Origin of the sequence: Streptococcus sp. 27098_8_91 (assembly GCF_041432385.1) — a bacterium.
Classification (GTDB): domain Bacteria; phylum Bacillota; class Bacilli; order Lactobacillales; family Streptococcaceae; genus Streptococcus.
In genome coordinates this window covers 18200-30441 of record NZ_JAPVZN010000007.1, presented here as the reverse complement: position 1 = coordinate 30441, position 12242 = coordinate 18200, and the positions used below count along the sequence as shown (strand labels likewise).

8 protein-coding genes are annotated in these 12242 nt (G+C 41.7%); 7 read left to right on the top strand and 1 reads right to left on the bottom strand.

Annotated elements, in window-relative coordinates:
• Window positions 1–276: 276 nt before the first annotated feature.
• From O3611_RS07105 to folK, 7 genes are all read left to right on the top strand, one after another.
• Window positions 277–5538: a G5 domain-containing protein gene (locus O3611_RS07105; RefSeq protein WP_371608205.1), complete on the top strand. Its 5262-nt coding sequence runs from the start codon at window positions 277–279 to the stop codon at window positions 5536–5538.
• 240 nt (window positions 5539–5778) lie between these two features.
• Window positions 5779–6315, top strand: a complete 537-nt coding sequence (locus O3611_RS07100; RefSeq protein WP_371608204.1) for a hypothetical protein — start codon at window positions 5779–5781, stop codon at window positions 6313–6315.
• Between the two features lie 374 nt (window positions 6316–6689).
• The gene (gene pgk, locus O3611_RS07095) at window positions 6690–7889 is read left to right on the top strand and encodes a phosphoglycerate kinase (RefSeq protein ID WP_001096781.1); all 1200 of its coding nucleotides are present in this window, start codon (window positions 6690–6692) and stop codon (window positions 7887–7889) included.
• A gap of 307 nt (window positions 7890–8196) precedes the next feature.
• Complete coding sequence (gene folP / locus O3611_RS07090; RefSeq protein WP_371608203.1) at window positions 8197–9141, top strand: dihydropteroate synthase; 945 nt, start codon at window positions 8197–8199, stop codon at window positions 9139–9141.
• A 1-nt stretch (window position 9142) separates the two neighbouring features.
• Window positions 9143–10441 (top strand): folylpolyglutamate synthase/dihydrofolate synthase family protein, encoded by a 1299-nt coding sequence (locus O3611_RS07085; protein ID WP_371608202.1) that lies wholly within the window; start codon window positions 9143–9145, stop codon window positions 10439–10441.
• 1 nt (window position 10442) lies between these two features.
• A complete protein-coding gene (folE, locus tag O3611_RS07080) occupies window positions 10443–10997 on the top strand; it encodes a GTP cyclohydrolase I FolE (RefSeq protein ID WP_000380927.1) in 555 nt (184 codons plus the stop codon).
• A 41-nt stretch (window positions 10998–11038) separates the two neighbouring features.
• A complete protein-coding gene (gene folK / locus O3611_RS07075) occupies window positions 11039–11851 on the top strand; it encodes a 2-amino-4-hydroxy-6-hydroxymethyldihydropteridine diphosphokinase (RefSeq protein ID WP_371608201.1) in 813 nt (270 codons plus the stop codon).
• Between the two features lie 42 nt (window positions 11852–11893).
• Here folK and O3611_RS07070 read toward each other — a convergent pair whose 3' ends face one another.
• Complete coding sequence (locus O3611_RS07070; RefSeq protein WP_311522812.1) at window positions 11894–12211, bottom strand: DUF960 domain-containing protein; 318 nt, start codon at window positions 12209–12211, stop codon at window positions 11894–11896.
• Window positions 12212–12242: the final 31 nt, after the last annotated feature.

The following is a 12242-nucleotide window of genomic DNA, read 5'->3' as shown; positions in this document are numbered from 1 at the left end:
GAATTTCTCCCATTCTATTTTAAAGGATAAAAGTAAATCTAACAAGTAGTAAATGCTCTTTTTTGAGAAAAATGTTGATTTTATTCGAAAAATGGTCAATGATTGTCTAATTTATATTAATTCTTCACTTCTTTATAGTTCTTGAAGGGCTAGTGTTGACTCTTTTTCTAAATATCGTAAAATAAAAATGACCTGTTCTGTGTGTTTTTGGAACAGCTACTTTTTTAATTCAAAAATAAAGCGCTTACTTTTTGTGGAAAGTCAAAGGAGAAAAAGATGAAGAATCCATTTTTTGAAAAACATTGTCGCTATAGTATTCGGAAATTGTCAGTGGGTGCCTGCTCATTGATGATTGGTTCAGTTCTATTTGCAGGTCCAGCTTTGGCTGAAGAGTCTGTCGTTCCAGAAAATGGGGCAACAACTACAGCAGTAGCTTCAGAGCAACCGTCAACCACTACATCAGCAGAAGCAACTACACCAGCACCAGAAGTATTGAAAGAGCTAGAAGCAAGGGAAGACAAGGAAAGTGAGCAACCAGTTTCAGAAGAAAAACCAACCTTGGACCAGTTGAATGCAGGTGATAAAGAAGCGACAAGTCCAACTGCTGAAACTCCTAAGGCTGAAGAAGCACCTGTGGCTACAGAAAATAAGGCTGAAGAGAAAGCAACTGTCTCAGACGTTCCTAAGAATGAAGAAAAAAGTCTTCGACCAAAAGAAATTAAATTTGACACTTGGGAAGATTTGTTGAAATGGGAACCAGGTGCTCGCGAAGACGATGCTATTAACCGCTCTTCAGTAGAACTAGCCAAGCGCTATCGTGGATATGTGGTTAACGAAAAAGCTAATAAGGACGCTAAGGTTGAAGCTCTTGCTAACACTAACTCTAAGGCTAAAGACCACGCTTCTGTAGGTGGTGAAGAGTTTAAAGCCTATGCTTTTGACTACTGGCAATACTTGAATTCAATGGTCTTCTGGGAAGGGCTCGTTCCAACTCCGGACGTGATTGATGCTGGTCACCGTAATGGTGTCCCTGTATTGGGTACACTCTTCTTCAACTGGTCTAACAGTATTGCAGACCAAGAAAAATTCGCTGCAGCCCTTCAACAAGACGAAGACGGAACTTTCCCTATCGCTCGCAAGTTGGTTGATTTAGCTAAATATTATGGATTTGATGGATATTTTATCAACCAAGAAACAACAGGTGATATCGTAACGCCTCTTGGTAAGAAAATGCGTGACTTCATGCTCTATACCAAGGAATATGCTGCTAAAGTCAACCATCCTGTCAAGTATTCTTGGTACGATGCTATGACCTATGAATATGGTCGTTATCACGAAGACGGACTAGGCGAGTATAACTATCCATTCATGCAAAAAGAAGGAGACAAGGTTCCTGCAGATCACTTCTTTGCCAACTTTAACTGGACTAAAGAGAAAAATGATTACTCTGTAGCTATGGCTAAATGGCTAGAACGCAGTCAGTATGATGTTTTTGCAGGTTTGGAATTGCAACAAGGTGGTTCTTATAAGACAAAAGTAAAATGGGATGCCCTTTTTGATGAGAATGGCAAACTTCGCTTATCACTTGGACTTTTTGCCCCAGATACTATCACGAGCCTTGGGAAAACAGGTGAAGACTATCATAAGAATGAAAATATTTTCTTCACAGGTTACCAAGGAGATCCAACTGGTCAAAAACCAGATGACAAGGACTGGTACGGGATTGCCAACCTCGTAGCTGACCGCACACCAGCAGTAGGCCGTACTTTTACAACATCCTTTAACACAGGACATGGTAAAAAATGGTTTGTGGACGGTAAAGTTTCCAAGGATTCTGAGTGGAACTATCGTTCTGTATCAGGTATCTTGCCTACATGGCGTTGGTGGCAAACATCATCAGGAGCTAAGCTCCAAGCTGATTACGATTTTGAAGATGCCTACAATGGCGGAAATTCACTCAAGTTTGCGGGTGATTTAGCCGAAAATACCAACCAAGATGTTCGTCTTTACTCTACAAAACTGGAAGTGACGGATAAAACAAAACTTCGGGTTGCCCATAAGGGTGGTAAGGGAAGCAAGGTTTATGTAGAGTTTGCCACTCAGAAAAACTATACCTATGGTGGTGAGAATGCTCGTAAAGAACTGACTCTATCCGACGATTGGACAAAAGACGAATTTGACTTGAGTGCCTTGGCAGGTCAGACCATTTACGGTATCAAACTTACTTTCGAAAATACTGCTGCTCTTAAGGGTTATCAATTTAACTTGGGTGAGTTGACTGTGACAGATAATCAAGAGGCTCCTCAAGCACCAACAGCTCTTAAAGTAGCCAAGCAATCTCTCAAAAATGCCCAAGAAGCGGAAGCTATTGTTCAATTTACAGGTAATAAAGACGCTGATTTCTATGAAGTTTATGAAAAGGATGGCGATGCTTGGCGCCTATTGACAGGCTCATCTGCCACTACTATCTACCTACCAAAAGTTAGCCGTTCAGCTAGTGCAACTGGAACCAGTCAAGAGTTGAAGGTTGTTGCAGTCGGTAAGAATGGCCTTCGCTCTGAAGCTGCAACTACAAACTTCGAATGGGGCATGACGGTTCAAGATACAAGTCTCCCAAGACCATTAGCAGAAAATATCGTTCCAGGAGCGACTGTTATTGGAAGTACCTTCCCAGACACAGAAGGCGGCGAAGGTATCGAAGGTATGTTGAATGGAACTATCACCAGTTTATCTGACAAATGGTCTTCTGCTCAATTGAGTGGTAGCGTAGATATCCGTTTGACACAACCACGCCGTGTTGTTAGATGGGTCATGGATCATGCCGGTGCTGGTGGAGAATCCGTCAACGATGGTTTGATGAATACTAAAGATTTCGACCTCTACTATAAGGATGAAGCTGGAGAATGGAAACTAGCCAAATCAGTTCGTGGTAATAAAGCTCATGTTTCAGATATCACCCTTGATAGCCCAATTACGGCCCAAGACTGGCGTTTGCACGTTATTACATCTGACAATGGAACACCATGGAAAGCCATTCGTATCTACAACTGGAAGATGTATGAAACTCTTGATACGGAGAGCCAAAACATCCCAATGGCTAAAGTTGCAGCGCGTGTTCTGACAGACAATAAGATCCAGCTTGGATTCTCAGAAGTTCCTGCTGGAGCAACCATTACAGTCTATGACAAGGCAGATTCACAAACTCCAATCGCTACCTTAAATACGGTAGTTGGAGGAGATTTGGCAACAGAACCATTGAGCTTTGAAAAACGTCCAAGCCTTCTTTACTACTGCACACAATTACCAGGAAAAGAAATCAGTAATACTCTTGCTGTGACGATTCCTCAGGATGAAAGAAAGATTAAGGCTGTCAGTCTAGAAGTAGCACCTAAAAAGGCAACTTATCAAGTTGGTGAGGAATTGAATTTTAAAGGTGGTCTTCTCCGTGTCAAATACGAAGGTGAAGAAGCAGATGAAGTCATCAACCTTAGTCATGCTGGTGTTGTAGTCAACGGCTACGATGCTCACCATCATGGCGAACAAGAGTTAACAGTAACCTATCTTGGTCTTCCAGTTGCAGGAAGTTTCAAGGTTCAAGTGACTGGTGAAGAAGCTGGTCCAAAAGAAGTAGCAGCCTTGTATATTAGCAAGCAACCGAAAATTGACTACTTGGTAGGTGATGCTCTAGATTTCTCAGAAGGACGTTTCAAGGTCTTGTATGATGATGAGACGGAGACTGAACATAGCTTTACAGACCAAGGAGTCGAAATTACAGGTTATGATTCTCAAAAGACAGGCCGTCAAAAACTTGAGTTGCACTATCAAGGACAAACTGTCGAATTTGATGTTCTAGTATCACCTAAGGCAGCCATTAACGACGAATATCTGAAACAAGAAATCACATCTGCTCAAGGACGCAAAGAAACATTAGCTTATACATTTGCGGATGCAGCAAAACAAGCAGCTCTAGTTGAGAAGATTGATGCAGCGAAAGCGATCTTAGAAAATCATGATGCTAGTCAAGAAGCAGTCAACCAAGCCTTGAATGACTTGAAACAAGCTGGTGTGGATTTGGATGGCAATCAACGTTATCAAACTGCTAGAGAAGAATTGGAAAGCTTGCTCGAATCCGTCATTGAAAAAGATCCTCAATCTGAGTTGATTGCACAAGCTGAAGCTTTGTTATCTTCACAAACGCCAACTCCAGAAGCTTTTGCGGACATAAAAGAAAAGCTGAATAAGAAACTAGCTCCTGCAGAAGAAAGCCACCATGTGGGTAGCTTAGAAGAAGGTGAAACTGCTCCAACAGTTGAAGTTCTACCTGAGCTAGTGGTTGAAACAGAAACTCAAGCCTTCGAACGCCAAGAACGTCCGTCAGGAGACCTCTTGGTGGGTGAACGTAGAATCGTTCAGGCAGGTATAGAAGGTCAGACTCGTCGTCTGATTGAAGTTGATGCTAAAGGCAATCGCACGCTTCTTCAGACAGAGGTAGTCAAGGAAGCAGTTGCAGAGATTACTGAAGTTGGGACTAGGGTAGAAAGTCGTGTTCAACCATTGGACGGTTCTGGGAATCTTGTTCTCGAAAAACTAGAATTGGAAGTGAAAGAAGAAGCCGTAGCTTTCAATCACCAAGAGCGTCCAACAGCAGAGCTTTTACTAGGTGAACGCCGTGTGGTTCAAGCTGGTGAAGCTGGGCAAATCCGTCACATGATTGAGATAGATGCTAAAGGCAATCGCACACTTCTTCAGACAGAGGTAGTCAAGGAAGCAGTGTCTGAGATTACTGAAGTTGGGACGAAGGTAGAAAGCCGTGTTCAACCACTAGACGGAGTCAAAGATTTGACCATTAGCAATCCAGCATTAGTGGTTGAGGAAGAAAAGGTTGCATACGGCCATGAAGAACGAGTAAATTCGAGCCTTCAAGCAGGTGAACGTCGTCTAGTTCAAGCTGGAGTTGAAGGCCAAACTCGTCGTCTGATTGAAGTAGATACAGAAGGCCATCGTACACTTCTTAAGACAGAGGTAGTCAAGGAAGCAGTGACTGAGATTACTGAAGTCGGTACTAAGGTAGAAAGCCGTGTTCAGCCACTAGAAGGACCAAAAGTCTTGGAAGTTAAGAAACCAAGCCTGGTAGTTGAAGAAGAAGTTCTTGCATTTGGACGTGAAGAAAGAGAAAACTCAAACCTTTTAGCAGGTGAACATCGTCTAGTTCAAGCTGGAATGGAAGGGCTTCGTAGAAATCTTGTAGAGGTTGATTCAGAAGGCAACCGCAGTCTTAAGAGGACAGAACTTGTCAAAGAGCCAGTAACTGAGATTGTTGAAGTTGGTACAAAAGTGGCTGAAATTCCAACTGAAAAACCAGTCGCACCTGTTCAAGTGATTCAAACGACTAAGCAGGAAGTTTCAAAAGCTGAAAAACCTGAAGGAAAACAACTTCCAAGTACAGGTGAAGAAGTAGATACAAATCTCCTTGTTTTAGGATTGGTTGGAGTCCTAGGTGGCTTTGGACTTCTAGCGCAAAAGAAAAAAGAAGAGTAAGTTGAACTTCTAAATTACCGTCTGACAAGATAATAGTATTAAAAGGCAAGAGCTATTTTTGGCTCCTGCCTTTTTGCATTCTTAGAATGTTTGTGTTAAGATTTTTATTATTTTAAAAGAAACCTTGTAATGAAATGTTTGCATGTTCTGCTTTTAATTTTTTTGGTTGTGTCTGTTTATAGAGTTATTTCTAGTAACTCTCATCAAGAATTGGTTTGGGGATAAGAAAGGAAAAAGAAGATGAAATTGTTAAAAGTAGTCATTGCTGTAATCATTGTAGTAGTGAGCCTTGGCTTAGTAGTATTTATAGGAGCGAGTATGTATGCTGTTACTACGATTAATTTGCTATCTAACTCAGTCTATTATGCGCAACGGATGCCTCATAAAGAGGGGACAGAGCCTGACTTAGTTATGCTGATTGAAAACATGGGGGAGATTTATACTCCGAAAATTGAAGGTATTCGCTATGATGATGATGGAGCGAATTTTATCGAAAATTCTATCGATTCAAGTGGTCATCCTACCAGTTTTGGTGAGTTTGATGGAGGTTATGGCTACAGTGATAAAAACGATGTGTCCTATAAGTTTGATAAGGATTTTGAGCTTGAGTGGGCCCTCGATAAAGAGTATAAAGAAATTGATACTGCAACAATTGATGAAACAAAGATAAAAGGAGAGATTAGAGAGACCCTTAAACCCATCCTTGATGTACAATCTAAGCCCGTGGTCAATCTTCAGTGGTTGTTTAATATGAAGTATCAGGATAGGTTTAATTAGAGATGCAGATAGGTCTTTAATTTGAAATTAAACTGAATAAAAATGATTCAACTCTTAGACATGCGATGCTGATATTTCTGAGAGTTTTTCTATCGCAATGCAAAACTTTCAAAATAGATTTTTAAAAATTGAATAGTTTCTGAAGAGTTAGTTCAAAAAATAAAGACACAACTCCAGACAGTAGCTCTTCCTCTATAAATGAGCAACATACCATAGATGAAGATAAAAACAGTGAGGGCTTTCCTCAGAGAGTAAAGAGTAAGTCTGATTTACTAGAGAGACCTGTTTCAGGATAAAAGTTTAAGGTTTTGCTATCTCTTTTATTGATTTTGTGATATAATTAACACGTAAAAAAAATTAAGGAGTCTTTCCAAATGGCAAAATTGACTGTTAAAGACGTTGAGTTGAAAGGGAAAAAAGTTCTCGTTCGTGTTGACTTCAACGTTCCTGTAAAAGATGGCGTGATTACTAATGACAACCGTATCACTGCAGCTCTTCCAACTATCAAGTACATCCTTGAACAAGGTGGACGTGCGATTCTTTTCTCTCACCTTGGACGTGTAAAAGAAGAAGCAGACAAAGCTGGTAAATCACTTGCTCCTGTAGCTGCTGACTTGGCTGCTAAATTGGGTCAAGAAGTTACTTTCCTTCCAGGTGTAACTCGTGGTGCTGAATTGGAAGCAGCTATCAACGCTCTTGAAGATGGACAAGTTCTTTTGGTTGAAAACACTCGTTTTGAAGATGTTGACGGTAAGAAAGAATCTAAAAACGATCCTGAACTTGGTAAATACTGGGCATCACTTGGAGATGGTATCTTCGTAAACGATGCATTCGGTACAGCTCACCGTGCACACGCATCTAACGTTGGTATCTCAGCAAACGTTGAAAAAGCAGTTGCTGGATTCCTTCTTGAAAACGAAATTGCTTACATCCAAGAAGCTGTTGAAGCTCCAGAACGTCCATTCGTGGCTATCCTTGGTGGTTCAAAAGTTTCAGACAAGATCGGTGTTATCGAAAACTTGCTTGAAAAAGCTGATAAAGTTCTTATCGGTGGTGGTATGACTTACACATTCTACAAAGCACAAGGTATCGAAATCGGTAACTCACTTGTAGAAGAAGACAAATTGGATGTCGCTAAAGCTCTTCTTGAAAAAGCAAACGGCAAATTGATCTTGCCAGTTGACTCAAAAGAAGCAAACGCATTTGCTGACTACACTGAAGTGAAAGACACTGAAGGTGAAGCAGTAGACCCAGGATTCCTTGGTTTGGATATCGGTCCAAAATCTATCGCTAAATTTGATGAAGCATTGACTGGTGCGAAAACAGTTGTATGGAACGGACCTATGGGTGTATTTGAAAACCCTGACTTCCAAGCTGGTACAATCGGTGTGATGGACGCTATCGTGAAACAACCAGGCGTTAAATCAATCATCGGTGGTGGTGACTCAGCTGCTGCAGCTATCAACCTTGGTCGCGCAGACAAGTTCTCATGGATTAGTACGGGCGGAGGCGCTTCAATGGAACTTCTCGAAGGTAAAGTTCTTCCAGGACTTGCAGCATTGACTGAAAAATAAGATTATAAAAAAAGAGGCTGGGACAAAAGTTCTAGCCTCTCAATTGTCTTTGGATTGTCGAGCAGGACGCAGTGGTTGAGTGGGCTCTACTACGCTGATTTCATCAGCTTTTACAACCCTACTCAACTGTGCGGAGGTGGGACGACGAAATCGAATTCTAACGAATTACCGATTTCTGTCCCACACTCTTTTTTTGCGCTCTTTTGTAGTCTTAATGATATTAAGGAACTGAAAGATAATTGGACAGAATCCAAAAAAAACAGTAAAATAGAGAGATACCAATCTAAATGAAAATTGAGAGACTAGTGTGATAAAAAGAGAGAATCTTAGAAAAACATCTATTTGTGGAATTATCAATGTCACCCCTGATTCTTTTTCAGATGGGGGGAAGTTTTTTGCCGTTGAGGAAGCCTTGAAGCAGGCTAGAAAATTGATAGCTGAAGGAGCCACTATCTTAGATATCGGTGGGGAATCCACTCGACCTGGAAGTAGTTATGTTGAGATAGAAGAGGAAATCCAGCGTGTTGTTCCAGTGATTAAAGCGATTCGCAAGGAAAGTGATGTCCTCATCTCTATTGATACTTGGAAGAGTCAAGTAGCAGAAGTTGCTTTGGCTGCTGGTGCCAATCTAGTCAATGATATCACTGGTCTCATGGGTGACGAGAAAATGGCAGAGGTGGTTGCTAGGGCTGGGGCCCAGGTGGTTATCATGTTCAATCCAGTTATGGCACGTCCTCAGCATCCTAGTTCGCTCATATTTCCTCATTTTGGCTTTAATCAAGCTTTTACAAAGGAAGACTTAGCAGACTTTGAACAACTATCAGTAGAAGAATTGATGACAGCTTTCTTTGACCGTGCTCTAGCAAGAGCGGAAAAAGCAGGGATTTTCAAAGACAAGATTATGTTGGATCCGGGAATCGGCTTTGGTCTGACCAAGAAAGAAAATCTGCTTCTTTTACGGGACCTGGATAAACTACATCAGAAGGGCTATCCAATCTTTCTTGGAGTATCGCGCAAGCGCTTTGTCATCAATATCCTTGAAGAAAATGGCTTTGAAGTCAATCCAGATACAGAAGTTGGTTTCTGCAATCGGGACATAGCTTCGGCTCATGTGACCAGCATTGCTGCTAGACAAGGTGTGGAAGTGGTGCGCGTGCACGATGTAGCCAGTCACAAGATGGCAGTCGAAATTGCATCAGCCATCCGTCTGGCAGACCATGCGGAAAATTTAGATTTGAAACAATATAAATAACATGAATAAAAACGAAACGAATCAGTGGATAGCAAACTACCGGACAGATCAACCGCATTTTGGTCTGGAGAGGATGGTGGAGCTATTAGCCTTACGTGGCAATCCTCATCTTAAACTCAAGGTTATTCATATTGGTGGAACCAATGGAAAGGGCTCTACTATAGCTTTTTTGAAGAATCTGTTGGAAAAGATGGGACTAAGAGTTGGTGTCTTCAGCTCTCCTTATCTGATTCATTATACCGATCAGATTGCTATTAACGGCGAGTCCATCCCAGAAGCGAGATTGGAAACGCTGATGGCGGACTATCGCTCACTACTTGAGGGGGAGCATGCTCATGATTTGCAGGGGACGACAGAGTTTGAGATTATTACTGCTATAGCTTATGATTATTTTGCTTCTGAGCGAGTCGATGTGGCTATTATGGAAGTAGGTATGGGCGGACTTTTGGATAGTACCAATGTTTGTCAGCCTATCTTAACAGGTATTACGACCATTGGCCTGGATCACGTAGCTTTACTAGGGGATAGTTTGGAAGCTATCGCGGAGCAGAAAGCTGGAATTATCAAACAAGGAGTTCCCCTGGTAACAGGAAATATTGTCCCAGAAGCCTTAGTGGTTATCGACCAGATAGCAGAGGAAAAACAGGCTGCTAGAATTTTTTATGGAAGAGATTATCAGGTAAGCCATCATGAGAGTATTGTCACTGGAGAGGCATTTGACTATACAAGTTCTATTAGACAAGGTCGTTTCCAAACAGGATTGCTTGGTTTGCACCAGATTGAGAATGCTGGGATGGCGCTGGCCTTGTTAGATAGCTATTGCCAAGCGACTGGTCGAGAATTGCCAGATAATGCTTTAGTGGCTCAAGCTTTAGAAGAAACAAGCTGGCCTGGACGCTTGGAAGTTGTTTCTAGAGAACCTTTGATGATTTTAGATGGGGCCCACAATCCTCATGCCATCAAGGCCTTGTTGGCTACCTTGAAAGAACGCTTTACGGACTATCAGAAGGAAATCCTCTTTACTTGTATCAAAACCAAGGCCTTGGAGGAAATGTTGGACTTGCTAGAAACCTTGCCCGATAATAAGATTACGCTAACTCATTTTGAGGATAGTCGGGCGACGGATGAAAAAGTCTTGAAAGAGATGTCTGATTCTAGAAATCTCAACTACCAAGATTGGCAAAAATTTCTAGACCAAAAATTATCAGAAAATGAAGAGAAAAAAACAGTTAGGATTATCACGGGTTCATTATACTTTTTAGCCCAAGTGAGAGCCTACCTAATGGAGAGGAAAAATTAGAATGGATACACAAAAGATTGAAGAAGCTGTAAAAATGATTATCGAGGCAGTTGGTGAGGATGCAAATCGCGAAGGCTTGCAGGAAACACCAGCCCGTGTCGCTCGTATGTACCAAGAGATTTTTTCAGGTCTTGGGCAAACTGCTGAAGAGCACCTGTCAAAGTCCTTTGAGATTATCGATGACAATATGGTAGTGGAAAAGGATATCTTTTTCCATACCATGTGTGAACATCACTTCTTACCATTTTATGGTCGAGCTCACATTGCCTATATCCCAGATGGGCGTGTAGCAGGCTTGTCTAAGCTAGCTCGTACGGTGGAAGTTTACTCTAAAAAGCCACAGATTCAAGAGCGTTTGAATATCGAAGTTGCTGATGCCTTGATGGAGTATTTGGGTGCTAAGGGAGCTTTTGTTGTCATTGAAGCAGAGCATATGTGTATGAGTATGCGTGGTGTTCGAAAACCAGGAACTGCGACCTTGACTACAGTAGCTCGTGGTCTATTTGAGACAGATAAGGATCTTCGGGATCAGGCTTATCGTCTGATGGGACTATAAAAAATCCGCGTCAAGCGGATTTTTCTAGAAAGGACTAGTTTATGGATCAACTGCGAATTAAAGACCTAGAAATTTTCGCCTTTCATGGACTCTTTCCTAGTGAGAAGGAACTGGGGCAGAAGTTTGTCGTTTCAGCCACCCTATCCTATGATATGACCAAGGCTGCGACAGACTTGGATTTAACTGCTTCTGTCCATTACGGAGAACTTTGCCAGCAATGGACGACTTGGTTTCAGGAAGAAAGCGAAGACCTGATTGAAACAGTAGCCTACAAACTAGTAGAGCGTACTTTTGAAACCTACTCTCTCGTTCAAGAGATTGAGCTGGAACTTAAAAAACCATGGGCGCCTGTCCATTTACCACTAGATACCTGTTCAGTAACCATCCACCGTCGCAAACAGCGTGCCTTTATCGCTTTAGGAAGCAATATGGGGGATAAGACGGCTAATCTCCAGCAAGCGATTGACAAAATGCGAGCTCGTGGCATCCATGTTCTCAAGGAGTCTAGCGTAATTACGACTGAGCCTTGGGGTGGTGTGGAGCAGGATAGCTTTGCTAATCAGGTGATTGAAGTAGAAACTTGGCTTCCAGCTCCAATCTTGTTAGAAACCTTGTTAGCGATTGAATCAGAGATGGGACGGGTTAGAGAGGTGCATTGGGGACCTCGCTTGATTGACCTGGATTTGCTTTTTGTAGAGGACCAAGTCATCTATACAAACGACCTCATCTTGCCTCATCCTTATATTGCTGAGCGCCTCTTTGTTTTAGAGTCTTTACAGGAAATAGCTCCGCATTTTATTCATCCAACGCTGAAACAACCGATTCGGCACTTGTACCAAGGATTGAAAAAATAAGAAAACTCTAGTTTCCTAAGTAGATAGAGGAGACTAGAGTTTTTAAAATAGGTCATTTTCTTCTGGTAGGAGAATGGTTTCCTTCCCATCCATATCCATGACCAGAACTTTAGGTGGATAGAGTGGGTCAAAGGGATGATTGAAGTCGAATTCAATCGTAGTTGGTAGATGTTGACTAGAAAAACGAAAAGTGATGGAGCCTTCATGATTCAAAAGTCGAAATTCCAATTCATCTTCTAGCTCAAAAACATGCTTTAAAAAATGATCGATTATATACCAGATTGAATCGATAACATCGTCGGGTAAATTGGTCACCACACCGAAACTGGCACATCGTCTATGAGAATCTGTAAAAGCCATTCCTATCTCCTAATTGATTTTTTTATTATCA